General features: G+C 75.7%; 27 protein-coding genes, 1 tRNA gene and 1 pseudogene. 19 read left to right on the forward strand and 10 right to left on the reverse strand.

Annotation, left to right across the window (positions count from 1 at the left end):
- Nucleotides 1–21: 21 nt before the first annotated feature.
- Nucleotides 22–540: a single-stranded DNA-binding protein gene (locus tag E9549_RS03615; RefSeq protein WP_236825220.1), complete on the reverse strand. Its 519-nt coding sequence runs from the start codon at nucleotides 538–540 to the stop codon at nucleotides 22–24.
- A gap of 188 nt (nucleotides 541–728) precedes the next feature.
- On the opposite strand from E9549_RS03615, the gene E9549_RS03620 reads away from it, so the two are divergent.
- From E9549_RS03620 to E9549_RS03635, 4 genes are all read left to right on the forward strand, one after another.
- Nucleotides 729–801: transfer RNA gene (locus E9549_RS03620), tRNA-Arg, on the forward strand.
- Nucleotides 802–869: 68 nt separating this feature from the next.
- Nucleotides 870–1145 carry a hypothetical protein gene (locus E9549_RS03625; RefSeq protein WP_236825221.1) on the forward strand — a complete coding sequence of 92 codons (276 nt, stop codon included), beginning with the start codon at nucleotides 870–872 and terminating at the stop codon, nucleotides 1143–1145.
- 65 nt (nucleotides 1146–1210) lie between these two features.
- Entirely contained in the window at nucleotides 1211–1411 is a 201-nt protein-coding gene (locus E9549_RS03630) for a hypothetical protein (protein WP_236825222.1), read from the forward strand.
- A gap of 106 nt (nucleotides 1412–1517) precedes the next feature.
- Nucleotides 1518–2093, forward strand: coding sequence for a DinB family protein (locus E9549_RS03635; RefSeq protein WP_236825223.1), 576 nt, complete (start codon nucleotides 1518–1520; stop codon nucleotides 2091–2093).
- 234 nt (nucleotides 2094–2327) lie between these two features.
- On the opposite strand, the gene E9549_RS03640 is transcribed toward E9549_RS03635, so the two are convergent.
- The gene (locus E9549_RS03640) at nucleotides 2328–3041 is read right to left on the reverse strand and encodes an NUDIX domain-containing protein (protein WP_255723755.1); all 714 of its coding nucleotides are present in this window, start codon (nucleotides 3039–3041) and stop codon (nucleotides 2328–2330) included.
- Between the two features lie 63 nt (nucleotides 3042–3104).
- On the opposite strand from E9549_RS03640, the gene nadA reads away from it, so the two are divergent.
- Genes nadA through nadC form a run of 3 tightly spaced genes read left to right on the forward strand, consistent with a single transcriptional unit; the run spans nucleotide 3105 to nucleotide 6699 of the window.
- Nucleotides 3105–4118 carry a quinolinate synthase NadA gene (nadA, locus tag E9549_RS03645; RefSeq protein ID WP_236825224.1) on the forward strand — a complete coding sequence of 338 codons (1014 nt, stop codon included), beginning with the start codon at nucleotides 3105–3107 and terminating at the stop codon, nucleotides 4116–4118.
- Nucleotides 4115–5806 (forward strand): L-aspartate oxidase, encoded by a 1692-nt coding sequence (locus E9549_RS03650; RefSeq protein WP_236825225.1) that lies wholly within the window; start codon nucleotides 4115–4117, stop codon nucleotides 5804–5806. The genes nadA and E9549_RS03650 overlap by 4 nt, the downstream gene beginning before the upstream one ends.
- On the forward strand, nucleotides 5803–6699 hold the full coding sequence (gene nadC, locus E9549_RS03655) for a carboxylating nicotinate-nucleotide diphosphorylase (protein WP_236825226.1): 897 nt from the start codon (nucleotides 5803–5805) through the stop codon (nucleotides 6697–6699). The genes E9549_RS03650 and nadC overlap by 4 nt, the downstream gene beginning before the upstream one ends.
- On the opposite strand, the gene E9549_RS03660 is transcribed toward nadC, so the two are convergent.
- Both E9549_RS03660 and E9549_RS03665 read right to left on the reverse strand, forming a co-directional pair.
- Nucleotides 6688–6999 carry a hypothetical protein gene (locus E9549_RS03660; RefSeq protein ID WP_236825227.1) on the reverse strand — a complete coding sequence of 104 codons (312 nt, stop codon included), beginning with the start codon at nucleotides 6997–6999 and terminating at the stop codon, nucleotides 6688–6690. The genes nadC and E9549_RS03660 overlap by 12 nt on opposite strands.
- Nucleotides 7000–7104: 105 nt before the next feature.
- Nucleotides 7105–8145 carry an LLM class flavin-dependent oxidoreductase gene (locus E9549_RS03665; protein WP_236825228.1) on the reverse strand — a complete coding sequence of 347 codons (1041 nt, stop codon included), beginning with the start codon at nucleotides 8143–8145 and terminating at the stop codon, nucleotides 7105–7107.
- A gap of 197 nt (nucleotides 8146–8342) precedes the next feature.
- Here E9549_RS03665 and E9549_RS03670 point away from each other — a divergent pair, with 197 nt between their 5' ends.
- Nucleotides 8343–10277 carry a bifunctional diguanylate cyclase/phosphodiesterase gene (locus tag E9549_RS03670; RefSeq protein ID WP_236825229.1) on the forward strand — a complete coding sequence of 645 codons (1935 nt, stop codon included), beginning with the start codon at nucleotides 8343–8345 and terminating at the stop codon, nucleotides 10275–10277.
- Nucleotides 10278–10405: 128 nt separating this feature from the next.
- Here E9549_RS03670 and E9549_RS03675 read toward each other — a convergent pair whose 3' ends face one another.
- Together E9549_RS03675 and E9549_RS03680 are read right to left on the reverse strand one after the other, a co-directional pair.
- Entirely contained in the window at nucleotides 10406–11212 is an 807-nt protein-coding gene (locus E9549_RS03675) for an SGNH/GDSL hydrolase family protein (RefSeq protein WP_236825230.1), read from the reverse strand.
- Nucleotides 11213–11265: 53 nt separating this feature from the next.
- Nucleotides 11266–12765 carry an NAD(P)/FAD-dependent oxidoreductase gene (locus E9549_RS03680; protein ID WP_236825231.1) on the reverse strand — a complete coding sequence of 500 codons (1500 nt, stop codon included), beginning with the start codon at nucleotides 12763–12765 and terminating at the stop codon, nucleotides 11266–11268.
- A 35-nt stretch (nucleotides 12766–12800) separates the two neighbouring features.
- Here E9549_RS03680 and E9549_RS03685 point away from each other — a divergent pair, with 35 nt between their 5' ends.
- The 6 genes from E9549_RS03685 to E9549_RS03710 all read left to right on the forward strand — a co-directional run bounded on the left by E9549_RS03685 (nucleotide 12801) and on the right by E9549_RS03710 (nucleotide 19718).
- A complete protein-coding gene (locus tag E9549_RS03685; RefSeq protein WP_236825232.1) occupies nucleotides 12801–13313 on the forward strand; it encodes a flavin reductase family protein in 513 nt (170 codons plus the stop codon).
- A gap of 143 nt (nucleotides 13314–13456) precedes the next feature.
- Complete coding sequence (locus E9549_RS03690) at nucleotides 13457–13978, forward strand: sigma-70 family RNA polymerase sigma factor (RefSeq protein ID WP_236825233.1); 522 nt, start codon at nucleotides 13457–13459, stop codon at nucleotides 13976–13978.
- Nucleotides 13962–15044 carry a hypothetical protein gene (locus E9549_RS03695; protein ID WP_236825234.1) on the forward strand — a complete coding sequence of 361 codons (1083 nt, stop codon included), beginning with the start codon at nucleotides 13962–13964 and terminating at the stop codon, nucleotides 15042–15044. The genes E9549_RS03690 and E9549_RS03695 overlap by 17 nt, the downstream gene beginning before the upstream one ends.
- 19 nt (nucleotides 15045–15063) lie before the next feature.
- Nucleotides 15064–16035: an ABC transporter ATP-binding protein gene (locus tag E9549_RS03700; RefSeq protein ID WP_236825235.1), complete on the forward strand. Its 972-nt coding sequence runs from the start codon at nucleotides 15064–15066 to the stop codon at nucleotides 16033–16035.
- A complete protein-coding gene (locus E9549_RS03705; RefSeq protein ID WP_236825236.1) occupies nucleotides 16032–16877 on the forward strand; it encodes an ABC transporter permease in 846 nt (281 codons plus the stop codon). The genes E9549_RS03700 and E9549_RS03705 overlap by 4 nt, the downstream gene beginning before the upstream one ends.
- A 237-nt stretch (nucleotides 16878–17114) precedes the next feature.
- Nucleotides 17115–19718 carry a bifunctional FO biosynthesis protein CofGH gene (locus tag E9549_RS03710; RefSeq protein WP_236825237.1) on the forward strand — a complete coding sequence of 868 codons (2604 nt, stop codon included), beginning with the start codon at nucleotides 17115–17117 and terminating at the stop codon, nucleotides 19716–19718.
- Here E9549_RS03710 and E9549_RS03715 read toward each other — a convergent pair.
- Nucleotides 19705–20529 carry an alpha/beta hydrolase gene (locus tag E9549_RS03715; protein WP_236825238.1) on the reverse strand — a complete coding sequence of 275 codons (825 nt, stop codon included), beginning with the start codon at nucleotides 20527–20529 and terminating at the stop codon, nucleotides 19705–19707. The two genes, E9549_RS03710 and E9549_RS03715, sit on opposite strands and share 14 nt — an antisense overlap.
- Nucleotides 20530–20550: 21 nt before the next feature.
- Nucleotides 20551–21021 carry a CoA-binding protein gene (locus E9549_RS03720; protein WP_236825239.1) on the reverse strand — a complete coding sequence of 157 codons (471 nt, stop codon included), beginning with the start codon at nucleotides 21019–21021 and terminating at the stop codon, nucleotides 20551–20553.
- 149 nt (nucleotides 21022–21170) lie between these two features.
- On the opposite strand from E9549_RS03720, the gene E9549_RS03725 reads away from it, so the two are divergent.
- Nucleotides 21171–21611, forward strand: coding sequence for a cupin domain-containing protein (locus E9549_RS03725; RefSeq protein WP_236825240.1), 441 nt, complete (start codon nucleotides 21171–21173; stop codon nucleotides 21609–21611).
- On the opposite strand, the gene E9549_RS03730 is transcribed toward E9549_RS03725, so the two are convergent.
- Nucleotides 21598–22059, reverse strand: coding sequence for a hypothetical protein (locus E9549_RS03730; protein WP_236825241.1), 462 nt, complete (start codon nucleotides 22057–22059; stop codon nucleotides 21598–21600). The genes E9549_RS03725 and E9549_RS03730 overlap by 14 nt on opposite strands.
- 158 nt (nucleotides 22060–22217) lie before the next feature.
- Here E9549_RS03730 and E9549_RS03735 point away from each other — a divergent pair, with 158 nt between their 5' ends.
- The 3 genes from E9549_RS03735 to E9549_RS03745 are packed head-to-tail and all read left to right on the forward strand — an operon-like array spanning nucleotide 22218 to nucleotide 25409.
- Nucleotides 22218–22634 (forward strand): hypothetical protein, encoded by a 417-nt coding sequence (locus tag E9549_RS03735; RefSeq protein ID WP_236825242.1) that lies wholly within the window; start codon nucleotides 22218–22220, stop codon nucleotides 22632–22634.
- 36 nt (nucleotides 22635–22670) lie between these two features.
- Nucleotides 22671–23684 (forward strand): NADPH:quinone reductase, encoded by a 1014-nt coding sequence (locus E9549_RS03740; RefSeq protein WP_236825243.1) that lies wholly within the window; start codon nucleotides 22671–22673, stop codon nucleotides 23682–23684.
- A 36-nt stretch (nucleotides 23685–23720) separates the two neighbouring features.
- Nucleotides 23721–25409 (forward strand): DUF885 domain-containing protein, encoded by a 1689-nt coding sequence (locus tag E9549_RS03745; RefSeq protein ID WP_236825244.1) that lies wholly within the window; start codon nucleotides 23721–23723, stop codon nucleotides 25407–25409.
- Between the two features lie 102 nt (nucleotides 25410–25511).
- Here E9549_RS03745 and E9549_RS03750 read toward each other — a convergent pair whose 3' ends face one another.
- Nucleotides 25512–26099: a TetR/AcrR family transcriptional regulator gene (locus E9549_RS03750; RefSeq protein WP_236825245.1), complete on the reverse strand. Its 588-nt coding sequence runs from the start codon at nucleotides 26097–26099 to the stop codon at nucleotides 25512–25514.
- Between the two features lie 68 nt (nucleotides 26100–26167).
- On the opposite strand from E9549_RS03750, the pseudogene E9549_RS03755 reads away from it, so the two are divergent.
- Nucleotides 26168–26347 (forward strand): annotated as a pseudogene (locus tag E9549_RS03755) (hypothetical protein); the annotation flags it as partial.

Below are 26347 nucleotides of genomic sequence, written 5' to 3' on the forward strand. Positions count from 1 at the left end.
CGATCCTCCCAGCCCGGGCAACTAGGCGTGCGCGGGCTCCTGCGGCAGATCGGGGCCGTCCAGGGGTGACAACGTCGCACCGTCCCCGTGGTAGTCCCACCCGGCGTCGGGAACCTCGGTCCCCGCGCGGCCCTCGAGCCCCGCGGCGGGGTCCTGGCCGGCCGGGGCACCGGGGACGCGGCCGGACCGGTCCCGCTTGAACACCGCCATGCCCTTGGCGAGGTTCGGGCCGACGGCGGTGGCCCGCAGCTGCGGCTTCCGGCGGGTCCCGTTGTCCGACTCCCACTCGTGGGTGGTCAGGGTGCCCTGGACGATCACCGGGTCGCCCTTGCTGACCGACCCGGCGACGTTGCTGCTCAGGCCGTTCCAGCACTCCACGTCGATCCAGAAGGTGCCGGAGTCGACGTACTCCCCGCTGCCGGAGTCGTAGCGGCGGGCGGTGGACGCCATGCGGAAGTTGGTGACCGCGCCCTTCTCCGTGACCTTGCGGCGGGGGTCGTCGGCGACGTTGCCGACGACGGTGATGTAGGTGTCGTTCACGGTGCTCCTCGTGGGTGCTGCGCCGGTCGGCGCGACCGGCGGGATGCCGGTGTGCCGTCGACCCTGGCCGCAGCGCCTCCGGGCCGGGAGCGCGTCGCGGGAACTGTGGACGCCCCTCCCCCCTGTGGACGACGCGGGGACCGGCCGCCGCCACCACCTCGCCGGGCGGTGCGATGATCAGCGTCCGAGCGCCCGTAGCTCAGCGGATAGAGCAGGTGCCTTCTAAGCACTTGGCCGCAGGTTCGAGTCCTGCCGGGCGCGCTCGCCGGTGTCCCCCGGCCGGGCGATGACCGGTCGTCCTCCGTGCGCGCCGGGCGATGATCGCTCCCATGTGGAGGCTGCTCGCGGTCCTGGTCGTCGTCGCCGTCGCCATCGAGATCGTCGAGACGGTGGTCGTCGCCGTCACAGTCCTGGGCGCCGTGGCCGTCGTCGGGTACGTGCTCGTCCGCCTGACGGACCGGACGCCGATGCCCTCCGCCACCACGGCCGAGCTGGTGCCCTGCTGCGACTACCGCGACCACGAGGGGGAGGCGGCCGTCTGCGGCTGCACCGGCCACCCCCGCAGCCACATCCACCCGTTCGGCCTGGGGCCCCTCCCCGCATGAGCCAGTGGGCCCCGACCGGTCGGAGGCGCTTGCCCTCGGCCGGGGGCGTGACCTACGAAGGGCAGGTGAGCCGGCCCGCCAGACGCCCCAGCCCGACGCTGTACCTCGCGCTCGGGGCGATGTGGGCGCTGCTCGCGGCCGGCGGGCTGGGCACGTCCGGCGACGGCGTCGTCACGCTGCTGTTCGCCCTCCTGGCCGTCGCGAACCTGGGCGTGGGCGCCTGGCTCCTCCGGAAGCAGCGGCGGACCGGCGCAGCCGGACGGTGACCGCACGCACCGGGGTGGCGGTCGGGGCCGCGGATGTCGGACCGGTGCCGCAGGATGCGCGCCGACGGCACCTGCCGGCGCCCCCCGACCCGTGGGAGCAGTTCCGATGACCCCTGCCGACCACCGCACCGAGCCCCCGCTGACCGGGGACGAGGCCGGGCTGCTGACCGCCTTCCTCGAATACCACCGGCAGACGCTGGAGTGGAAGTGCGCGGAGCTGACGCCCCGGCAGCTGGCCACCCGGGCGGTCCCGACCTCCGAGCTCACACTGCTGGGCGTCGTGCGCCACCTCGCGGCGGTGGAGACCGGCTGGCTCGTCGGCTTCGGCGGCCTCCCCCACGACCTGTGGCCCGAGGTGGTCCGCGACCGCGACGAGCAGTTCCGCGTCGACCCCGGGACCGTCACCGCGGAGGACGTGGCCAGGGCCTGGTCCACCTGGCGTGCGGTCGCCGACGCGGTCGGCGAGGTCACCCGGCGGCTGCCGCTGGACACCGAGGACCGGCCGTGGGGCCGTGACGGCACCTTCTCGCTGCGGTGGATCCTGCTCCACCTGGTGGAGGAGTACGCCCGGCACAACGGCCCACCGCGTCGCAGGTGCAGAGCCCGGGAGAGCCTGCGCCACGGGCGTCAGAACCAGTGTTTCCGCCCTCCGACGGCACGCCCGGTGGCGCCGAGGATGTAGAGGACGGCTCCGACGACGAGGAGGATGACCCCGATCGTCCAGAGGATGGAGATGTCGAGGACGAGGCCGAGCAAGAGCAGGATGAGGCCAAGGATGAGCACGTGCGTCTCCGTTCGGTTCCCGCGAGGTGCGTTCGGCACGGGAGATAGGCACGCCCCCACCCGCACCAAACCGGCTGGCCGGACGTTCACCCGATCGTGATGACGGGCTCCGCCGGCTCCTGTCGCGGTGACCTCAGCGTGCCGACGGGGGCTTGAGCACGGCGAACGGATCGGTGACCTCGAGGGTCGTCGTCGCGAAGCGGTAGAGCGCGGCGGGCCGCCCGCCGGTGCGCCCCGACGCCGCCTGCTCCCCCGTCGGCTCCAGCACGCCGCGCCGCAGCAGCACCCGCTGCAGGTTGGTGGCGGTGACCTCGTAGCCGAGCGCGGCGACGTAGACCTCCCGCAGCTCGGCGATGGAGAACGTCGGGGGGGCCAGCGCGAAGGCGACGTTGGTGTAGGAGAGCTTCGCCCGCAGCCGCTCCAGCCCCGATCCGACGATCGAGCCGTGGTCGAAGGCCGTCTCCGGCAGCGCGTCGACCGGGTGCCAGGCGGTGTCCCCGGGCAGCACCGGGTCGAGGTCGCCCGGGAGCAACCCCAGGTAGGCGGTGGCCACGGTGCGGCTGCGCGGGTCGCGGTGCGGGTCGCTGCGGGTCTCCAGCTGCTCCAGGTGAGCGAGCTGGGCGACCTCCACCTTGGCCGCGAGCTGCCGGCCGACCGAGGCGCCGAGGGTCTCGTCGGGCAGCAGCGGCCCGCCCGGCAGCGCCCAGGCGCCGGCGAACGGCTCCTTGCCGCGCCGCCAGAGCATCACGTGCAGGCGCGCACCCCGGACCTGCAGCACCACGGCGAGCGCCTGGTGCGGGAAGGCCGGCCGCTCGGGCGAGGACCACACGGACGTCACGGATCCCATGCTAGATTTGCCGGCAGAGGTTTTCGCCTGACAGTCCGAAACCCACTCCTCCGGAGGTCCCCGGTGACCGCAACGCTCCCCGCCCCCACCGCCGCCCAGTGGACCCCGGAGCAGTGGCAGGACTGGCGCGACGAGGTCCGCCGCCTGGCCGCCGAGCGCGATGCCGTCGTCCTGGCGCACAACTACCAGGCCGCGCAGATCCAGGACGTCGCCGACCACGTCGGCGACTCGCTGGCGTTGTCCCGCATCGCCGCGGCCAGCACCGCGAGCACGATCGTCTTCGCCGGCGTCCACTTCATGGCCGAGACGGCGAAGATCCTGAGCCCCGGGAAGACGGTGCTCGTGCCGGACGCCGCCGCCGGCTGCTCGCTGGCCGACACGATCACCGCCGACCAGCTGCGCGCGTGGAAGGCCGAGCACCCCGGCGCCGCCGTCGTCTCCTACGTCAACACCACCGCCGAGGTGAAGGCCGAGACCGACATCTGCTGCACCTCCTCCAATGCCGTCGAGGTGGTCGAGTCCATCCCGGCCGACCGCGAGGTGCTCTTCCTCCCCGACCAGTTCCTCGGCGCCCACGTCCAGCGGGTCACCGGGCGGCGGAACATGCGCATCTGGATGGGTGAGTGCCACGTGCACGCCGGCATCTCCCCCACCGACCTGCGGCAGAGCATCGAGGACGCGCCGGACGCCGAGGTGCTCGTGCACCCCGAGTGCGGCTGCGCGACCAGCGCGCTGTGGATGGTCGGCCAGGGGGACCTGCCCTCGGACCGCGTCCACGTGCTCTCCACCGGCGCGATGCTCGACCAGGCCAGGCGGACGACGGCGAAGCGCGTGCTCGTCGCCACCGAGATCGGCATGCTGCACCAGCTCCGCCAGGCCAACCCGGCCGCGGCGTTCGAGGCGGTGAACCCGCGCGCCGAGTGCCCGTACATGAAGATGTCGACGCCGGAGAAGCTGCTGCGGGCGCTGCGCGAGGGCCGCGACGAGGTCACCGTCGACCCGGAGGTCGCCGCCCGCGCCCGCTCGGCCGTCGAGGCGATGATCGCCCTCGGCACCCCCTCGCTGGTCGGCGAGTGACCGTGGGGCCGCGCCGCACCGCGCCGGTGGCCCCCGCTGTCGTCCCCGCGCTGCCACTTCCCGAGGCGACCTGGCGGCGCACCAGCGACGTCGTCGTGGTGGGCAGCGGCGCGGCCGGGTTGATGACCGCACTCGCGCTCGCCGCCGCGGGACGCCGGGTCGTCGTCGTCACCAAGGGCGCGCTCGGGGCCGGCAGCACGTGCTGGGCGCAGGGCGGCCTGGCCGCCGTCCTGGGTGCCGACGACGACGCCGCGCTGCACCGGCAGGACACCCTCACCGCGGGCGCCGGGCTCTGCGACCCGGCCGCCGTGGCCACGCTGGTCGCGGAGGCGCCGGCCGCGATCGCGCTGCTGCAGGACCTCGGCGCGCGGCTCGACCTGGGCGGCGACGGCCGGCCCGCGCTCACCCGCGAGGGCGGGCACAGCCGGGACCGGATCGTGCACGCCGGCGGTGACGCCAGCGGCGCCGAGGTCACCCGCACGCTGGTCGGGGCGCTGGCCGCGGCGGGCGTCGAGGTGCTGGAGGGCACCGTCGCGCTGGACGCGCTGCACGCCGCCGACGGGAGCGTGGCCGGCCTGCGCGTCGCCCGGGTGACCGACGGCGGGGCGCTGACCGGCGCCGGGGACCTGCGCGCGCACGCCGTCGTCCTGGCCACCGGCGGGTACGGGCAGGCCTACGCCGCGGCGACCAGCCCCGCCGGCACGACCGGCGACGGGCTGGCGCTGGCGCTGCGCGCGGGTGCCGAGGTCGCCGACGTGGAGATGGTGCAGTTCCACCCCACCGTGCTGTGGCGGGGACCGGGCGCCGCCGGGCAGCAGGTGCTCATCTCCGAGGCCGTGCGCGGCGAGGGGGCGGTGCTGGTCGACCGCGCCGGGCGGCGCGTCATGGCCGGGGCCCACCCGATGGCCGATCTCGCCCCCCGCGACGTCGTCTCGGCGACCGTCGCCGCGCACCTGGCCGCCACCGGCGAGGACCACGTCCTCCTGGACGCCACGCACCTCGGGACCGGTTTCCTGGAGCGGCGCTTCCCCGGCATCCTCCGCGCCTGCCGGGCGGCCGGGTTCGACCTGGCCGCGGAGCCGGTGCCGGTGGCACCGGGCGCGCACTACACCTGCGGCGGGGTGCTCGCCGACCTCGACGGGCGCACGGGCGTGTCCGGGCTGCTCGCCGTCGGGGAGGTCGCCTGCACCGGTGTGCACGGGGCCAACCGGCTGGCGTCCAACTCGATCACCGAGGGGCTGGTCGCCGCCCGGCGCTGCGCCGCGCTGCTCGACGCCGCGCTCCCCGATGCTCCCCCGGACGGGCCGGTCGCGCCCCGCACCGCCGGCACGACGGCGGCCGACCCCGCGGCGCGCGCGGCGATCGGCGTGGCCACCAGCCGGCACGCCGGCGTGCTGCGCACCGCCGCCGGCCTCGCCGAGCTGGCCGGAGTGCTCGCCGGGACTCCCCGGACCGGCGAGCTCGACCTGGCCGCGGTCGAGGCGACGGCGGTGCACACCGTCGCGACCGTCCTGGCCACCGCCGCGCTCGCCCGTCCGGAGAGCCGGGGCTGCCACCGGCGGGCCGACGCGCCGGGCAGCCGCCCCGAGTGGCAGGTGCGGCTGGCCCACCGCATCGACGGCACCGGGCACCTGCACACCCGGACCGTGCCGCTGACCGCGGCGGACCAGACCCAGGGAGCGGCATGACCGAGTGGTACCCGCTGCGGCCGGAGCTGGCCGACGTCCTCCGCGACGGCGGCCTGGACCCCGCGGTCGTCGAGGAGGTGATCCGCCGGGCCCTCGACGAGGACCTCGCGCTCGGCCCCGACGTCACCACCGCCGCCACCGTCCCGGCCGGCGCCCGCGCCACCGGCGACGTGGTGCCCCGGTCGCCGGGCGTGCTGGCCGGCGTCCCGGTGGCCGCGGCCGTGTTCGGCCTGGTGGGCGGGGACGACGTCGACGTCGCCCTGCACGCGGCCGACGGCATGGCCGCGCGCACGAACGCGCCGGTGCTCACCGTCGAGGGGCCCACCCGGGCGCTGCTGACGGCGGAGCGCACCGCGCTGAACCTGGTCGGCCACCTCTCCGGCGTCGCCACGGTGACCCGGAGGTGGGTCGACGCCGTCGCGGGCACCGGCGCGGCGATCCGCGACACCCGCAAGACGATCCCGGGCCTGCGGGTGCTGGAGAAGTACGCCGTCCGCTGCGGCGGCGGGGCCAACCACCGCCTGGCGCTCGGCGACGCGGCGCTGGTGAAGGACAACCACGTGGCCGCGGCCGGCGGCATCACCGCCGCGGTGGAGGCGGTGCGGGCGGCGGCGCCGGACGTGCCGCTGGAGGTCGAGTGCGACACCCTCGACCAGGTGCGCGAGGCGATCGCGGCGGGCGTGGAGCTGGTGCTGCTCGACAACTTCCCGCTCGCGGACACCCGCACCGCCGTGGAGCTGGTGCGGGGCACGGGCGTGCGGCTGGAGGCCAGCGGCGGGCTGTCGCTGGAGCGGGCGGCCGAGGTCGCGGCGACCGGCGTCGACTACCTGGCCGTCGGGGCGCTCACGCACAGCGCACCCGTGCTCGATCTCGGCTTCGACCTACGCGGCTGAGCCGTCGCCGGCGGGGTGCCGGCCGAGGAACGCGCGCACGCGGGCAACGTCGCGCTGCAGGTGCAGAGCGGCGATACCGAGAACCACCGACAGCACGGCGACCAGGGCCAGCCGCCATGCAGTGGGCGAGACGACCCACTGCCCCGCGAACAGCACCGCCGCAGCCGCGCCGAGAGCCAGCACGGACGCCACCCGGACACGGCGCCAGTGGCGCAACCGCTCCTCGGCCGACGGGGTGGGCGCGCGCTCCAGCAGCGACTGCGCCTCGGCCCAGCGGGACTCGTCATCGGCGGGCGGCACCCGCAGAGCCTGACGTGCGACCAGCGGCTCGGGCGCCGCATGCCCGCCATACCTCCACCGGGTGCGTGAGCGCAGGTTCCCGACGAGGCCTGGGTGAGGGCGGGGTCAGGCCGCGCGGCGGTCCGGGTGCACCCAGCCGATCGCCGGCGCGACGTGCTCGACGACCGTCCGCAGCAGCCGTGCGTTGTACTCGACGCCCAGCATGTTGGGCACCGTGAGCAGCAGGCTGTCGGCCTCGCGGACGGCGGCGTCCTTGGCCAGCGCCTCGGCCAGCGCGTCCGGCTCACCGGTGTAGCTCTTCCCGAACCGGGCCCGCACCCCCTCGAGGATGCCGACCTGGTCCTCGCCGTCCCGGCCGCCGCCGAAGTACTGCCGGTCCTGGTCGGTGGTGATCGGCAGCACGCTGCGGCTCACCGACACCCGCGGCTCGCGCTCCCACCCGGCGTCGGCCCAGGCGGCGCGGTACCGGGCGATCTGCTCGGCCTGCAGCTCGTCGAAGGGCACACCGGTGTCCTCGACCAGCAGCGTCGAGCTCATCAGGTTCAGCCCCTGCCGGGCCGTCCACTCCGCCGTCGCCCGTGTGCCCGACCCCCACCAGATCCGGTCGGCCAGCCCCGGCGACTGCGGCTGGACCGCCAGCCTGCCGCTCGCGCCGCCGGTCATCCGCGGATCGGCGTCCACCACCGGCTGCCCGGCGATCGCGGCCGTGAACAGGGCGGTCTTCTGCCGCGCCAGGTCGGCGTCGGTGCTGCCCTCGCCGGGTACGTAGCCGAAGGCCTCCGAGCCGCGCAGCGCCGTCTCCGGGGAGCCCCGGCTCACCCCCAGCTGCAGCCGGCCGCCGGCGAGCAGGTCGGTCGCGGCGGCCTCCTCCGCCATGTACAGGGGGTTCTCGTAGCGCATGTCGATGACGCCGGTGCCCAGCTCGATCCGCCGGGTGTGCGCCGCCATCGCGGCCAGCAGCGGGAACGGGGAGGACAGCTGCCGGGCGAAGTGGTGCACCCGCACGAAGGCGCCGTCGAGGCCCATCTCCTCGGCGGCCTCCGCCAGCTCCACGCTCTGCACGAGGGCGTCCCGTCCGGTGCGCACCAGCGAGCCGGGGATGGGCTGCCAGTGGCCGAAGGACAGGAAGCCGATCCGCTTCTCCACGACAGGTCCTTTCGTCGATGTCTGCTGCTGGAGCGCGTCGACGGCGGCCGGGATTCCCGCCGCGCATGGCAGGTCCACCACGCGGGCGCGACCCGTGGGGCGGGTGTGACGACCTGCGACGCAGTGTGACTGGTCGATCACGACTCTCCGTGAACGGGTTCCGTCACTTCTCGCCTGCGATGCGTGACGCTGTCCCGGTGAGCCTCCCCGCACCCGAGATGCCCCGTTCCCCGGGCACGCCCGGCGGCGGCGCCGGGCAGCGCTTGCGGGCGATCGACACGCTGCTCGCCGACCGGGGCCAGCTGTTCCAGGCCCTGTTCCTCGGCGCACCGATCGCCAAGGCCCTCGTCGACCTCGACGGTCACGTGCTGGTCGCCAACCCGCGGATGTGCGCCCTCACCGGCCGCACCGCCGAGAGCCTCGCGGGCCGGCACGTCGACCTGCTGGCGCACCCCGACGACCCGCCGGTGGGCGACCTCGGGCTGAGGCCGGCGCCCGGCGAGCCGGACCTGGACCCGAACCTGCTGCTCGACGGCGAGCGCCGGCTGCGCCGCTCGGACGGCACCGAGCTGTGGGTGGTGCAGTCCCACGAGGTGGTGCGGCAGAACAACGGGACGCCGCAGTTCGTCGTCCTCTCGCTGGTCGACGTCACCGACCGCCGCCGGGCGGAGGAGGACGCCGTCCGCCGGGCCTTCATGGACCCGCTCACCGGACTGCCCAACCGCCGCGCCCTCACCGACCGGCTCCGGCACGCCGTCGCGCTCTCCCGCCGCCGCGGCCTGCAGGTCGGCCTCGTGCACCTCAACATCGACCGCTTCCAGGCGGTCAACGACGCGCTCGGCCACGAGGCCGGTGACCTGCTGCTCAGCCAGTTCGCCGACCGGCTCCGGTGGAGCACCCGCGTCGAGGACACCGCGGTGCGCCTGGGCGCCGACGAGTTCCTGGTGGTCGCTGAGGACGTCGAGGACCTCGACGGGCTGCGCGCGCTGGCCGACCGCCTGCTCAGCGTGCTCGACGAGCCGTTCGTGGTGAACGACCGCGAGGTCACCCTGTCGGCGAGCGTCGGGCTCACCCTCGGCGCCGACATGACCCCCGACGACCTGCTGCGCCAGGCGCAGAGCGCGCTCACCAGGGCCAAGGCCGACGGCCAGCGCGCCCGCATCGAGGTGCACGAGGGGGCGCTGTCGCGCAGCGACGTGGACGCCCTGCAGCTGGAGACCGAGCTGCGCCACGCGCTCGACAACGACGAGCTGCGGCTGTTCTACCAGCCGATCGTGCACCTGGCCGACGAGACGCTGCTCGGCTACGAGGCGCTGCTCCGCTGGCAGCACCCCACCCGCGGGCTGCTGCCGCCCGGCGCCTTCCTCGACGTCGCGGAGAACAACCGGCTCACCTCCAAGCTGGGCGCCTGGGTGCTGCGGCGCGCCTGCCTCGACGCCGCCACCTGGGCCGACGACCTGCGGGTGCACGTCAACATCTCGGCCCGCCACCTGGCCGAGGACGGCTTCAGCGAGCTCGTCGCCGCGGCCCTGGAGGAGTCGGGGCTGCCGCCGCAGCGGCTGGAGCTGGAGATCACCGAGTCGACGGCCCTCTTCGCCGCCGAGGCCACCCTGCACTCGGTCGCCGTCGTCACCGATCAGGGCGTGACGCTGGCGCTGGACGACTTCGGCACCGGCTACTCGGCGATCACCGCGCTGCACCGGCTGCCGATCCACACCGTCAAGATCGACCGGTCGTTCGTCGCCGACGTCGTCACGCAGCCCTCGACCGCGGCTCTCGTGCACGGCCTGCTCCAGCTCGGACGCGGCATGGGCCTGCAGGTCATCGCCGAGGGCATCGAGGACCTCGACCAGGCCGCGTGGCTGCTCGACCACGGGTGCGCCATGGCGCAGGGCTACGCCTTCGGCCGCCCCGCGCCCCTGCCCAGCCCGGCCGAGGTGCTCATCGGCGAGGTCACCGAGACCCCGGCCGAGGACGTCGCCGGCGAGCTGCTGCCCGAGCACCCCGGACCAGCACCGGCGCTCCCCCGCCAGCGGCCGCCGTCGTCCCCCGCCGGGCACGACCTGGTCGACACCGGCCGGTTCGGTGCCGGCTCGCTCTTCGACGAGCTCGCCGACCCCGACGACGACTGAGGAAGGACCCGGTCCCGCTCCCCACTCGCAGGCTCGTGACGAGCCTCCGGACCCAGCCGTTCCAGCACGTCACCTCCCCACCGCTCGCACGCTCGGGCCGGGTCCCTGGAGGGAGCCGTTCCAGCGCGTCACGTGCGAGGCAGGGCGAGGGGCACGGGGCGCTTGGCGGCGCGGCCGTCGCCGGAGGAGCGGCCGCGCAGCCGCCGGCCGATCCACGGCGCCACGAAGCCGCGCACCCAGGCGGCCTCCTCGGCCAGCGCCGCCCGCAGCTCTCGGGGCGGCTGCGGCGGCAGCGGAGTGCGCCAGTCCTCGCCGTCGGCACCGGGCAGCCCCAGCGCCGCGGCGGCGGCCAGCGCCATCCGGCGGTGGCCCTCGTCGGTGAGGTGGATGCGGTCGGTGTCCCACAGGCGGAAGTCCTGGATCCAGGCCGCGCCCCACTGGTCCAGGACGGCGGCGCCGTGCCGCGCCGCGATCGACCACAGGTTGGCGTCGAAGACGGCGATCCGGCCGCGCAGCCGGCGCAGGATGGGCGTGTTCCGGGTGTCCGCGGTGGTGGCCAGGAGGACGTCGGCGCCCGCGGCGCGGAACCGGACGACGGCGGACTCCAGCTGCGCGGCCAACGCGTCGGGGTCGGCGCCCGGGCGCATCAGGTCGTTGCCGCCGGCGACCAGGCTGACCAGGTCGGGCTGCGCCGCCAGGGCCACCGGCACCTGCTCGTCGAGCACCTGCGCCAGCAGCCGGCCGCGGATCGCCAGGTTCGCGTACTCGACGTCCGCGCCGGGTGCCGCGGCCGCGAGGTGCTCGGCCAGCCGGTCGGCCCAGCCGCGGTACTCACCCGGGCGTTCGGGGTGGGGGTCGCTGAGCCCCTCGGTGAACGAGTCGCCGAGGGCGATGTAGCGGCGCCAGGGGGAACGCGACGAGCGGTCGAACTGCACAGGGCCACTCCAGCACGACCGCCCGCTGCGCCGTCGCGGGGGTCGGGCCGCGGTCAGCCGCGGTAGGTCTCCAGCAGCCGCAGCCAGATCTCGCTCATCGTCGGGTAGGCCGGGACGGCGTGCCACAGCCGCGCGATCGGCACCTCGCCGACGACCGCGATCGTCGCCGCGTGCAGCAGCTCGGCGACCGCGGGCCCGACGAAGGTCACGCCCAGCAGCACCTCGCGCTCGGTGTCCACGACCGCGACCGCCGTCCCGGTGTACCCGTCGGCGAAGATCGCGGCGCCGGACACGTTCCCGAGCGGGTACTCCACGACGCGGTGCGGCAGCCCGGCCTCCGCAGCCTCCGCGGCGGTCCGCCCGACGCTGGCGACCTGCGGCGAGGTGAACACCACCGACGGCGTCGCGACGTCGTCGGCGGTCGCGACGAACGGCGACCACGCCGAGGTGTCGACCTCCTCCCCGCGGGCCCGCGCCACGATCGCCGCGCCGGCCTGGCGGGCCTCGTACTTCCCCATGTGGGTGAGCTGGCGGCGCCCGTTGACGTCACCCACCCCGTACAGCCACGAGGAGCCCCGGACCCGCAGCGAGGCGTCGACGGAGAGGTACTCCCCCGGTTCGAGGCCCACGGTCTCCGCGCCGATCTCCCCCGTCCGCGCCGCGCGGCCGGTCGCGACCAGCACCTCGTCCCCGCGCACCTCGCCGTCCGCCGTCGTCAGGACCACCTCGGTGCCGTCGCGGCGGGCGGCGGTCACCTCGGTGTCCAGCCGCACGGCCACGCCCGCCTCCCGCAGCGATGCCGCGACGGCGTCCCCCGCCTGCGGCTCCAGCCCCGGCAGCAGCCGGTCCCCGCGCTGCAGCAGCGTCACCTGCGAGCCCAGCGCCTGCCAGGCCGTCGCCATCTCGCAGCCGACGTAGCCGCCGCCCAGCACCAGCAGGCGGCCCGGTGCCTCCTTGGCGCTGGTGGCCTCGCGGGGCCCCCACGGGTCGACGTCGGCCAGCCCCTCCACCGGCGGCAGGGCCGCCTGCGAACCCGTGCACACGGCGACGGCATGCCGGGCGGTCAGCCGGGTGGTCGTGCCGTCGTCGGCGGTGACGACGACGGCGCGCTCGCCGTCGAGCCGGCCGGCGCCCCGGAGCAGGTCGATGCCGGCACCGTGCACCCACTCGACCTGGCCGGAGTCGTCCCAGTGCGACGTGAACGAGTCACGGCGGGCGAGGGTGGCCGCCACGTCCTGCTCCCCGGTGACCGCCTGCGCGGCCCCGTCGACGGCGCGGGCCTCGGCGAGCACCTCGGTGCCCCGCAGCAGCGTCTTGCTCGGCATGCACGCCCAGTAGGAGCACTCGCCGCCCACGAGCTCGGGCTCCACCAGCACCGCCGACAGCCCGCCCCGCACGACGACGTCGGCGACGTTCTCGCCGGTGGAGCCGGCGCCCAGGACCACGACGTCGTACGTGCGCTCGGCTTCGCCCGGATCTCCCTGCCCGCTCCCGCGGGGCGCTCCGCTCCTCGCTCGTCCCTCGCTGCGCTGCTCACGCCCCTGTCCGCTCACGTGCTCCATCGTGAGGGTGTGGTCGACTGGCCGCCATGCCGGTCGACCCCGCCGCGTTCACCACCGCCCTGGCCCAGCTCGCCGCCGGCGTCTGCCTGCTCACCGTCCGGGACGACATCGACGACGTCGGGACGACGGTCAGCTCGGTGATGAGCGTCTCCGCCGCTCCGCCGCTGGTAGCCGTCGGCCTCTCCGCCGACGGCTACCCCGCCGAGGTGCTGGAGACGGTCGGCTCCGGCGCGCTGACCGTCCTGGCCGCCGAGCACGCGATCATCGCCTCGCGGTTCGCCTCCGCGGGGCGCCCCAGCGCCCGCCACCTGCTGGAGCAGGTGCCGTGGACCCGAGCCCCTGGCAGCGGGGCGATCGTGCTCTCCGGCGGGCTCGCCGCGCTGGACTGCCGGCTGGAGCGGCTCGTCGAGGCCGGCGACCACGTGCTCGCGCTGCTGGCGGTGGACGACGTGCCGGTGCTGGACCCCGCCGCCCGGCCGCTGCTGCGGCTGCGCGGCCGGTTCGTCGACGAGTCGGGCGCGCCCGCCGGCCGCGGCTGACCGGTCTCCCCGCGGGCCGCGTGTCACATCCGCGGGCGCGGCGGTGCTACACCGGCATGGACCTCGTACGGCACGGACGGCCGGCACCGGCGGCCGTCCTGACATTCCCCGGTGCGGTGCACCGGGTCGGAGGGACGGGCGGCGTGCCGGCAGCAGCGACCCGCGGTGCGGTGCGGCCCGACCTCGAGGAGGTCTTCCGCCGGGAGTACCCGCGGGTCGTCGGCGTGGCCGCGCGGGTGCTCGGCTCCCGCGACCAGGCCGAGGACGTCGCCCAGGAGGTGTTCCTGTCCTTCGGCCGCTCGTCGGTGCCCGCGGCCGAGGCCGGCGGCTGGCTCTCCGTCGCCGCGGCCCACACCGCGCTCAACCTGATCCGCTCGGGCCGCCGCCGCACCTCCCGGGAGGAGGCGGTGGCCGCCGCGGCCGACGCCGTCACCCCCGACGTGGCCGACACCGTGCTCACCCTCGAGGACCGCAGCCGCGTCCGGGCCGCGCTGGCCCGGCTGCCCCGCAAGCAGGCGACCGCCCTGGTGCTGCGCCACAGCGGCATGAGCTACGCCGAGGTCGCCACCGCGCTCGATCTGTCCCCCGGCAGCGTCGGCACCACCGTCCGCCGCGCCGAATCCGCACTTCGCGAGGAGCTGAACCGTCATGCGTCACACGGATGAGGGCGTCCTGCGCCGCCTGGTCGACGAGCCGGCCGGGGTCTCCGACGCCGACCGCGGCCACGTCGCCGGCTGCCCCGCCTGCCTGCGCGCGCTCGACGACGTCCGCGCCGATGCGCAGCTCGTCGGCGCGGCGCTCGGCCGGTCGGGTGCCGTCGACACCGACGCGGCCTGGGCCCGGTTCTCCGCCGCCGGGGCCTCGGCCGTCCCCGCCGCCCGCCCGGCGCGCGCTGCCACGCGCAGCCGCTGGGGCGCCGCCGTCCGCCGGCCCGCGGTCGCCGCGCTCGGCGCGGTCGTGCTGCTGACCGGCGCCGGGGTCGCGGCCGCCAACGACTGGTTGCCGATCTTCCAGACCGAGCGGGTCGACCCGGTCGAGGTCACCGCGACCGACCTGGTGCAGGTGCCCGACCTCTCGGCCTACGGCGACGTGGAGATCACCCGGCAACCCGACCCCGAGCAGGTGCCCGATGCCGCCACCGCCGAGGAGCGCACCGGGCTGGCGGTTCCCGAGGTCGCGGAGCTGCCCGAGGGCGTGACCGGCGAGCCGGCCTACCAGGTCGCCGGCGTCGTGGACGCCACCTTCACCTTCTCCGCGGACAAGGCCGCGCAGGCCGCCGCGGCCGAGGACGAGGTCCTGCCGCCCCCGCCGCCGGGGATCGACGGCAGCACCCTCCGGTTCGAGGCCGGACCGGGGGTGGCCGCGGTGTGGTCGCAGCCCACCGGCGTGCCGACCCTCGTCGTCGCCCGGGTGGGGGCGCCGCAGGTCTTCTCCTCGGGCGTGCCGTTCGAGACGGTGCGCGACCACCTCCTGTCGCTGCCCGGCATCCCCGACGGCCTCGCCGGCCAGCTGCGCGACCTCTCCACCGACGCCGCCACCCTGCCGCTGCCGGTGCCCGCGGAGCTGGTCACCAGCTCCACGGCCGACGTCGACGGGTCGGAGGCGACCGTGCTCACCTCCCGCAACGGGCTCTTCGCCGGCGTGGTCTGGGTCGAGGACGGCGTGATGACCGGGGTCGCCGGCTCGCTCAGCGCCGACGAGCTGCTGTCGGTCGCCCGTGGGCTCGGCTGACGCCGCTACGGTCCGGGGCATGGCAACCGGGTCGACGGCGGCGGGGACGTCGGGCGGTGCGCTCGACGACCTGCCGCCGTCACCGGCGGTCTGGTGCTCCGGGCTGCGCAAGCGGTACGGACGCCGGACCGCCGTCGACGACGTCTCCTTCAGCGTCGGCCGGGGCGAGGTCGTCGGCCTGCTCGGACCCAACGGCGCCGGGAAGACCAGTGTCATCAAGATGCTGCTCGGCCTCGTGCGCCCCGACGCCGGCGAGGTGCTGCTGCTCGGCCGGCCGTCGACGGACCCGCGCTCGCGGGGCGCCGTCGGGTACCTGCCCGAGCTGTTCCGCTACCAGCCGTGGCTGACCGCCGCCGAGGTGCTCGACCTGCACGTGAAGCTCGCCCGGGCCGACGTGCCCGCCGCGGAGCGCCGGGAGTGCCTGGCGCTGGTGGGCCTCTCCGAGCGGACCGGTGACCGGGTCGGCGGGTTCTCCAAGGGCATGCAGCAGCGGCTCGGGCTCGCCGTCGCGCTGGTCGCCCGGCCCGAGCTGGTGGTCCTCGACGAGCCGACCAGCGCGCTGGACCCGCTGGGCCGGGTGGACGTCCGCGACATCGTGCTCTCACTGCGCTCCAGGGGCGTCGCCGTCCTGCTGAACTCGCACCTGATCGGCGAGGTCGAGCGGGTCTGCGACCGGGTGGTCATCCTCGACCGGGGTCGGGTGGCGGCCTCGGGCACGCTCACCGAGCTGCTCGGCCAGCACGAGGTCCGGCTGCGGCTGGGCGACGTGGGCCCGCGGGCCGACGAGCGGCTGCGCGCGACCGGCACGCTCACCCGCAGCGGCGACTGGTTCACCGTCGCGCTGGCCGCCGAGGACGACGGCGTCACCGTGCCGGACCTGGTGCGCGACCTGGTCGGCCTGGGGGTGCGCGTGCACGCCGTGGAGCCCGTGCGGATAAGCCTGGAGGAGCGGCTGCTCGCCGTGCTGCGCCACGAGGAGGCCGCGCCGTGATCGTCGTGACGATCGCGGGGCTGACCCTGCGGGAGGCCGCCCGGCGCAAGGTCGTGTGGGCGCTGCTGGCGCTGACCGTGGTGCTGCTCGCCCTCAGCGGGTGGGGCTTCTCCCGGCTCATCGGCCTGGACACCGAGCTCGGCACGCTGACCAGCGGCGAGGCGCGCCTGGTGGCGTCGCTGCTGATCAACCTGATCATGTTCGGCTTCAGCCTGATCGCGGCGATCGGCACCGCCTTCCTCGCGGGGCCCACCCTCGCCGGCGAGGTCGAGTCGGGCCAGGCGCTGGCGGTGCTCGCCCGGCCGGTGCGCCGGTCGTCGGTGCTGCTCGGCAAGTGGCTCGGCCTGCTCACCTTCGGGTGCGGCTACGTGGTGCTGGCCGGGCTGGCGCAGCTGCTCGTCGTCCGCGGGGTGGTGGGTTACTGGCCGCCGTCGCCGGCCGCGGGCCTGGCGCTGCTGGGCGCGGAGACCGTCGTGCTCCTCACGCTGGCCCTGCTGCTGTCCAGCGTCATCTCGCCGATGGCGTCGGGGATCGTCGCGGTCGGCCTGTTCGGCGCCACCTGGGTCGCCGGCGTGGTCGGCGGCATCGGCGGGGCGCTGGGCAACGATGGCGTCGAGCGGGTGGGCAGCGTGTCGCGGGTGCTGCTGCCCACCGACGGGCTGTGGCGCGGCGCCATGAACGCGTTCCAGGACCCGGTCGCGCCGATCCAGATGGGCCCGGAGGGCGGTTTCCCCTTCCTCGCCGACGCCCCGCTGAGCCCGGTGTACCTGGCCTGGGCCGTGCTGTGGGTCGCCGTCGTCCTCGGCCTGACCGCGCTCTCCTTCCAGCGCCGGGACATCTGAGCCCCTGCCGCCCGGGCGGAGGGCCGTCCGGCACCCGCGCCCCCGGGACGCTCGCACCCTGCCCACGGGGACGGGGCAGAGCGCGAGTTTCCGCGCCCGCCGACCGCACTCCGGAGCCGACCCACGGTCGGTGTGCGGGAACCCGGCTCTCCGGCGTGGTCGAGTGCACACCTACGGGCGGGTCCGGCGGGGCGGGCGGTCCGGTCGCCGGTTGCGCGGACTAGCGTCGGAGGCGCTATGACTGCGCTCCCCGCACCGTCCGAGTCCGCTCTCCGCCGCGCCCTGGTGCGCGCCGAGCGCGGGGTGGCCCTCGACGCCGTCGAGGCCGAGACCCTGCTGCACGCGCGCGGGCTGGCCGAGGGCGACCCGCTGGACCGGCTGCTCACCGCCGCCGCGCGGGTCCGCGACGCGGGGCTGGCCAGCGCCGGGCGGCCGGGCGTGGTCACATACAGCCGCAAGGTGTTCATCCCGCTCACCCACCTGTGCCGCGACCGCTGCCACTACTGCACCTTCGTGACGACACCGGGGCAGCTGCGGAAGGAGGGCAAGGCGCCCTACCTCTCCCCCGACGAGGTGCTGCAGATCGCCCGGGACGGCGCCGCGCTGGGCTGCAAGGAGGCGCTGTTCACCCTCGGCGACCGCCCGGAGGACCGCTGGCCGGTCGCCGCCGAGTGGCTGGAGGCGCACGGCTTCGACTCCACGCTGGGCTACCTGCGGGCGATGGCGATCCGGGTGCTCGAGGAGACCGGCCTGCTCCCCCACCTCAACCCCGGCGTGCTGTCGTGGGAGGAGATCCAGCGGCTCAAGCCGGTCTCCGCCTCGATGGGGATGATGCTCGAGACGACGGCGACGCGGCTGTGGTCGGAGAAGGGCGGCCCGCACTTCGGCAGCCCCGACAAGGAGCCCGTCGTCCGGCTGCGGGTGCTGGAGGACGCCGGGCGCTCCGCCGTCCCGTTCACCACCGGCGTGCTGCTGGGCATCGGCGAGGACTACGCCGAGCGGGTGGACGCCGTCCTGCAGATCCGGGCCGCGGCGCAGCGGCACGGGCACGTCCAGGAGGTCATCGTCCAGAACTTCCGGGCCAAGCCGCGCACCGCCATGGCCGCGCACGACGACCTGGAGCTGCAGGAGTACGTCGCCGCCGTCGCCGTCACCCGGCTGCTGCTCGGCCCGAAGGCGCGGGTGCAGGCCCCGCCGAACCTGTCCGACTCCACCGAGCTGGGCCTGCTGCTGCGCGCCGGGGTCGACGACTGGGGCGGCGTCTCCCCGCTGACCCCCGACCACGTGAACCCCGAGCGGCCGTGGCCGAACCTGGATGAGTTGGCCAAGCTGTCCGATTACGCCGGGTTCGAGCTGCGCGAACGGCTGGCCGCCCAGCCGCCGTACGTGCGGCAGCCCGAGCCGTGGCTGGACCCGCGCGTGCGGCCGCACGTCTCGGCGCTCGCCGGCCCCGACGGCCTGGCGGTCGAGGGACGGCTGCCGGTGGGCCTGCCGTGGCAGGAGCCGGACGAGGCGTGGACGTCGTCCGGCCGGGTCGACCTGCACGTCGAGGTCGACACCGTCGGGCGGACCACGGACCGGCGCAGCGACTTCGACGCCGTCTACGGCGACTGGTCCGAGCTCCGCGACCGGACGACGTCTGCCCGCGACGGGCACTCGACGGCGCTGACCGCCGGCGACCCCGAGGTCCGCGCGGCCCTCCGGCGCGCCGAGCAGGACCCGGCCGGGCTCTCCGACACCGGGTACCTGGCACTGCTGGGGGCCGACGGCGACGACCTCGAGGCGCTGTGCGCGCTGGCCGACGCGGTGCGCCACGACGTCACCGGCGACGACGTCACCTACGTGGTGAACCGGAACATCAACTTCACCAACGTCTGCTACACCGGCTGCCGGTTCTGCGCGTTCGCCCAGCGGCGCACCGACGCCGACGCCTACACGCTCTCGATGAGCCAGGTCGGCGACCGCGTCGACGAGGCGTGGGCCGCCGGGGCGACGGAGATCTGCATGCAGGGCGGCATCCACCCCGACCTGCCCGGCACGGCCTACCTCGACCTCGCCCGCGAGGTGAAGCAGCGGCAGCCCGCCATCCACCTGCACGCGTTCAGCCCCATGGAGATCGTCAACGGGGCGGCGCGCACCGGCCTGCCGTTCCGCGATTTCCTCACCGGGCTTAAGGAGGCGGGGCTCGACTCGATCCCGGGGACGGCGGCCGAGATCCTCGACGACGACGTCCGCTGGGTGCTCACCAAGGGCAAGCTGCCGACGGCGACCTGGCTGGAGATCATCGGCACCGCCCACGAGGTCGGCATCCCGACGACGTCGACGATGATGTACGGCCACGTCGACACCCCGGCGCACTGGGTCGCGCACCTGCGCACCCTCAGCCATCTGCAGGACCGCACCGGTGGCTTCACCGAGTTCGTGCTGCTGCCCTTCGTGCACCACAACTCCCCCATCTACCTGGCCGGCGTCGCCCGGCCGGGGCCGACCGTTCGGGAGAACCGGGCGGTGCACGCAGTCGCCCGGCTGCTGCTGCACGGGCGGATCGGCAACATCCAGACCTCGTGGGTGAAGCTCGGCGACACCGGCACCCAGGCGGTGCTGCGGGGCGGCGCCAACGACCTGGGCGGCACGCTGATGGAGGAGACGATCAGCCGGATGGCCGGCAGCGAGAACGGCTCGCTGAAGACCATCGCCGAGCTCGAGGCGATGGCCGTTGCGATCGGCCGGCCGGCCCGGCAGCGGACCACCGAGTACGGCACCCCGTCCGCCGAGCGGATCGCCACCGCCCGCTCTGCGGAGGGCCGCGCCCGGCTCACCCTGTCGATCACCCCCCGTTGAGGGAGGCGAGCTCCACCACCGCCGCGACCACCTCGTCCCCCGCGAGCAGCACGGGGTCGTTGTGGTCGGCTCCGGGGACCTCCACCACCCGGTGCAGTGCGGCGGCGTCGTCGGCCACCGCCCGGCTCTGCGCCGGCGGGACGATCGAGTCCGCGCCGCCGTGCACGACCGTCGTCGGCACCTCGATCCCCCGGACCCGCTCGGCCACCGGGTAGCGGTCGCGCAGCAGCGCCCGCACCGGCAGGAACGGGTAGTGCTCGCTGCCCACCGCGGCCAGGTCGACGAACGGCGAGCGGAGCACCAGCCCGGCCGGCGGGTGCTCCACCGCCAGCCCGGTCACCACCGCCGCGCCGAGGCTCTCCCCGAAGTAGACGACCCGGTCGGCCGGCACCCCGCCGTCCCCGAGCAGGAAGTCCCGCGCCGCCCGCACGTCGCGCGCCAGCCCTTCCTCGCTCGGGCTTCCCGGGTTGCCGCCGTAGCCGCGGTAGTCGAAGAGCAGGACGGCGAGCCCCTCGTCGGCGAGCGCCCGCGCCAGCGGCGCCCGCATGCCGCGGTGGCCGCCGTTGCCGTTGGCGACGAGCACCCCGGGAGCGTCCGGCGTGCGGGCGGGGACGAACCAGGCGCCCAGCCGGAGGCCGTCGTCGGTCTCGAGCACGACGTCCCGCGCGCCCGGCACGGCCTGCGCCGCCGGCGGGACGGGTCCGGCGTCGGGCAGGTAGACGAGGTGGCGCTGGAACGCCCAGGGCAGACCCACGAGCAGAGTGCACAGCAGGACGACGACGGCCGCACCCACCAGCACCCTGCGCCGCACCTGCCGATCATCCCGCCTGGTTCACACGCGCTTGGGCATGTGCCCCACGCCGAACGCGTGCATGACCTTGTGCCCGAAGTCGGCGGTCGGGCCGACCATGCACGGGCAGCCGCCGTCGATCACCGTCACGCCGTGCTCGCGGCCGTACCGCGCCGCCTCGGGGGACACGCTGCCGGCACCAGGCCCGCGGTGCATCCAGACGCGGCCGATGCCGAGCTCCACGGCCTCGCGCATCGTCTCCTCCGCGTGCGCCGGGCTGGTGCCGATCACCACCGCCTCCACTCCCCCGGGGACCGACCCGAGGTCCTGGTAGGCGGTGTCGCCCTCGACCTGCTCGGCGTTCGGATTGACGGCGAACACGGTGTAGCCGCGCTCGCGCAGCCGCTTGTAGACGACGTTGGCGCCGTGGTCCTTGGCCGACCGGGACACGCCGGTCACGGCGATGCGCCGGTGGCCGAGGAACTCTTCGGCGGCCTGCTTGACGGGGATCACGGGCACCTCCGGTCGACGTCGGGTTGAGGCTGCCCACGCTGCTGGCCGGCACCGCGCCGGACCACGGGCGTTGGACCCGGGCCGCACGTCCGTCGGACCCGCACGCCGGCCGGTGGCACCGCCGCGACCGGGAGCGCTAGCGTCCGCACATGGCAGAGGACACGGCACAGGCCGGCAACGACGACTGGCACGCGCCGCTGCGCCACATCCCGGCGGCCGGGCTCTCCACCGACACCGGCCAGAGCAGCGGCATGACCCGCAAGGAAGCCGTGTCCGGGAAGACCGTGGGCGCGGAGAAGGTCTGGATGGGCCAGGCCCACGTCGCGCCCGGCACCGCCTCGGCCAACCACCACCACGGCGACTCCGAGACCGGCATCTACGTCGTCTCCGGCCGGCCGGTGTTCGTGTTCGCCCGCGACGGCGAGGAGGTGCGGCTGACCCCGGAGCCGGGCGACTACGTCTTCGTGCCGCCCTGGACGCCGCACCGGGAGGAGAACCCCGGCGACGAGGAGGCGGTCGTGGTCCTCGCCCGGAGCAGCCAGGAGGCCGTCGTCGTCAACCTGCCGCCGGGGTCGCTCACGCAGCTGTGAGCCGCGCCGCCGGCTCGTGCCCTCGATCCCGCCCACCCGAGCACGCCACCCGGTGGACGAGCACCGCCTGGAACGCGTACACGACTGCCACGGCCACGAACAGCGCGGTGAGCGCGATCCACCGGCCGGCGCTCAGCGGGCCGACGCCTTCGAGGTCGCTCTGCGCGATCCCGGCCGCCTGGACCGGGATGGCGACCGCGCCGAGAGCCAGCACGGCCAGCGACCAGCGGGACCGCCTCCAGGCCAGCGCGACGGCGCCGGGGGCCAGGAACACGACGTAGAAGATCGCGATGAAGGCCAGGCCGCTCCAGGTGAAGGCCGGATCGCCCTCGGCCACGAGCGCGACCAGCCGCATCAGCCCCCGCGTCAGCACGGCCCCGACCGCTCCGCCGAGCACCGCCGCCGCGATGCCGACGGCCAGCGCCCTCAGGATCCGCCGTCCGTCCACGCCTGGCTCCTCGCCCTCGGCCCCCGCAGGAGCGCCACCCGGATCGCCGGAGAGTAGTGGCGGGAACCGCTCGACGGGTCGGTCGTGAGCGCGGGGCCGTGAGACCGGGCCTGCCGGCGCGGCGGTCCGGCGCCGGCTCGGGCGGTTAGCCTCGGGTCATGGGGTACTTCGGCACGCTCGTCTACAGCGAGGGGCGCTGGCGCACGGGACGGCCGACCGCGGTGCCGTTCCTCATGGTCGACGTGCACGACAGCGACATCGCCACCGTGGACTACCGCGCCGCCGACGCCTCCGGCGGCCGCTTCTTCCTCGGCTACGAGCCCCGCGTCTACTTCGACGAGCCCGACGCCTCCGCCCCCGTGGACGTCGACGCCGAGGCCGAGGGCTACGCGCGGTGGGTCCGCGACGCGGTGGGCACGGAGCTCGAGCCGGCCGAGGTGCGCCGGCTGATGGCCTCGCCCGGCGGCGTCCCGCCGACCGACGAGGTCGTGGAGCAGACCGTCGAGCGGCTGCTCACCGTGTCCGGCCTGCCGCTCCCGGAGTGGCCGACGGACGACGACGCCCCGCCCGGCTGACGCATCGATCGCCCGGTGCCGGGTAGCGGGCGCTGCGTGCGCGCGATCTCCTACACCCGTCCCGGTGGCCCCGACGTCCTGGAGCTGACCGACCGCCCGGTGCCCCGCCCCGGCCCCGGCGAGGTGCGGGTCCGCGTCGCCTTCTCCGGCGTCAACCCCACCGACTGGAAGTCGCGCACGAACGCGCAGCCCGGCCCGGACGGGCAGGTGCCCAACCAGGACGGCTCCGGCACCGTCGACGCCGTCGGACAGGGCGTGGACCCGGCGATGCTCGGCCAGCGGGTGTGGATCTGGGAGGCCGCCTGGCAGCGCCCCTGGGGGACCGCCGCGGAGTTCACCGTCGTCCCCGCGCGGCACGTCGTCCTGCTGGGCGAGCAGACGCCGTTCGAGCTGGGCGCCGCTCTCGGCATCCCGTTCCTCACCGCGCACCGCTGCCTGACCGTCGCCGAGTCCCTCCCCGACCGGCTGGGCGCCGGGGCACTCACCGGCCACACCGTCCTGGTGCAGGGCGGCGCCGGCGCGGTGGGCAACGCCGCCATCCAGCTCGCCCGCTGGGCCGATGCGACGGTCATCGCCACGGTGAGCAGCCCGCGCAAGGCGCAGCTCGCGGCCGCGGCCGGCGCCGACCACGTCGTCGACTACCGGCAGCAGGACGTCGTCGCCGAGGTGCGGAAGATCGCCCCGAAGGGCGTGGACGCGATCGTCGAGGTCTCGGCAGCGGTCAACGCCGCCGTCGACGCGCAGGTGATCGGGATGCACGGCGCGGTCGCCATGTACGCGGACGACGGCGGCGCGGAGGTGACCGTGCCGGTGCGCGCGCAGATGGGGCCGAACGCCCGCTGGCAGTTCGTGCTGGTCTACACCGAGCCCGAGCGGGCCAAGGTGCTCGGCATCGAGGACGTCGCCACCGCGGTCGCCGAGGGCGCGATCCGGGTCGGCGAGGACGCCGGCCTCCCGCTGCACGTGCACCCGCTCGCCGAGACCGCCGCCGCCCACCAGGCGGTGCGGGACGGCGCCGTCGGCAAGGTGCTCGTCGACGTCACCGCCTAGCGGGCACCGCCCCCGCACCGGGATAGCGTGAGCCCGGTGACCGCTCCCCCCGCGCGCCCGCCGTCCCCGCTGGACCTGCTCGCCGACGGCTTCGTCGACAGCTACGCGGCGGCGCAGCCGGTGGTCGCCACCTACATCGGGGTGCGGGGGCACGACGACCGGTGGCCGGACCTGAGCACCGACGGGCACGCCGCGCACGCCGAACTGCTGCGCCGCACCCGGGCGCAGGCCGAGGCGCTGGAGCCGGTCGACCGGCGGGACGAGATCGCCCGCAGCGCCATGGTGGAGCGGCTCGGTGCCGAGCTCGACCGCTACGACGCCGGCTACGCGCAGGCGGACCTGAACACCGTCGACAGCCCGCTGCAGGGCTTCCGCGAGGTGTTCGACCTGATGCCCACGGAGTCCGACGAGGACTGGTCCGCCGTCGCGGTGCGGCTGGCGGCGATGCCCGCGGCCCTGCTCGGGTACGCCCGCGGCCTGGGCGTCGCCGCCGACCGGGGCCGGGCCTCCGCCGCCCGGCAGGTGCGGCTGGCGGCCGAGCGGGCGCGGCAGTGGGCGGGCACCCCCGAGCGGCCCGGCTTCTTCACCCGGCTGGCGCGCGAGGCGCCGGTGGAGGCCCGCAGCGCCCTGGGCCGCGACCTCGCCGACGGCGCCGAGCGGGCGTCGGGCGCGCTGCTGGGGTTCGCCGGGCACCTCGAGCGGGTGCTGCTGCCGCTGGCGCCCGAGGCCGACGGCGTGGGGCGCGACCGCTACCTGGTGGAGTCCCGGTACCACACCGGCGCGCGGCTGGACCTCGACGAGACCTACGACTGGGGCTGGGCCGAGCTCGCCCGCATCGTCGCCGAGAAGGAACGGGTGGCCGAGGAGATCGCGCCCGGCGCGGGGGTGGCCGGCGCGATGGCGGCCCTCGACGCCGACCCGGCGCGGATCATCCGCGGCCGCGACGCGCTGCAGGCCTGGCTGCAGGAGACCGCCGACCGCGCGGTGGCCGCGCTGCACGGCGTGCACTTCGACATCCCGGGGCCGGTGCGCCGCATCGAGGGGCGGCTCACCCCCACCTCGGGCGAGGGGGTCTACTACACCGCCCCCAGCGAGGACTTCAGCCGGCCGGGCCGGATGTGGTGGTCGCTGCCCGAGGGCGTCGACGAGATGACGACCTGGCGGGAGACCACGACCGTCTTCCACGAGGGCGTGCCGGGCCACCACCTGCAGATCGGCCAGGCGGTGCACGACGCGGAACGGCTCAACCGGTGGCAGCGGCTGCTCTGCTCCTGCTCGGGCAACGCCGAGGGCTGGGCGCTCTACGCCGAGCGGCTGATGGGCGAGCTCGGCTTCCTCGACGACCCGGGCGACCGGCTGGGCATGCTCGACGCCCAGGAGCTGCGGGCCGCGCGGGTCGTGCTCGACATCGGGCTGCACCTAGACCTGCCGATCCCCGCGGGTGCGGCGGCGGGCGCACGGTGGGACTACGACGTCGCCCTGGCCTTCCTGCGCCGGCACGTGAGCATGGATGACGCCATGCGCGTGGACGAGCTGCACCGCTACCTCGGCTGGCCCGGGCAGGCACCGGTCTACAAGGTCGGCGAGCGGGTGCTCCTCACCTGCCGCGAGGAGGCCCGGCGGCGGGCGGGCGACGCGTTCGACCTGGCGCAGTGGCACCGCGACGTCCTCGCCCTCGGCCAGCTGGGCCTGGACCCCCTGGCCGCCGAGCTCGCCCGCCGCTGAGCCGGACGGAGACGGCCGGCGGGTCGAGCCGGGCCAGGACGGGTCGAGTCGTGGGCGCACGGGGCTCGACCCGGCGCGGTGCGGCTCGTCCCCTGCGGCGACTCAGCCGGCGAGCGAGGCCAGGTGCTCGTGCAGCACCCGGCGCAGGTCCGCGGCGGGGAACCGCTCCGGCCACAGCGTGCCGTGCAGCGCGAGGCCGTCGACCAGTGCGTAGAGCCGGTCGACCTCCCCGTCAGGATCGCGGCCACCGAGGGCGCCAGCCTCGGCGAGCATCCGCAGCGCGGACGCGACCGCGAGCCGGCTGCCCTCCTCGGCGGCCGACCGGATGCGGCGCAGCCGCTCCTCCGTCTGCGGGCGACCGAGGAAGGCGAGGTAGACCGCGGTCTCCTCGCGGCGCTCCGCATCCAGGGGCAGCAGCTGCTCCAGCAGGTACAGCGCGGCGTCCCGCGGCCCCATCCCCGGCAGACGGTCGGCGAGCCGGTGCGCCACCCGCTCGACCACCGTCTCCAGCGCGAACGCCGCGAGGTCGTCCTGGCTGGGGAACCAGTGGCGCAGCGCGCCGGGGCTGGTGCCCGCCTCCGCCGCCACCGTGCGCACCGAGACCCGGTCGATGCCGTCGCGACGGACGACCCGCCACAACGCCTCGGCCAGCGCCCGGCGGCGCGCGTCCCGATCGACCTCCCGTGGCACGCACCCGTTTTAGCACAGTCGTACTGCTACGGTAGCGGTACAACCGTGCTGGATCGAGGGAGTGCTCCGTGCTGGTCGCGATCATCGCGTGCGAGATCGGCTTCTGGGTCGTGCTGGCCGCGGGGCTGCTCACCCGGTACGTGCTCCGCCGTCCCCGACTGGGCGGCGCGCTGCTGCTCGGCGTGCCCCTGGTCGACGCCGTCCTGCTGGTGCTGACCGCCGTCGACCTGGGCAGCGGTGCCGCGCCG

The organism is Blastococcus sp. MG754426, assembly GCF_021699055.1.
Classification (GTDB): domain Bacteria; phylum Actinomycetota; class Actinomycetes; order Mycobacteriales; family Geodermatophilaceae; genus Blastococcus.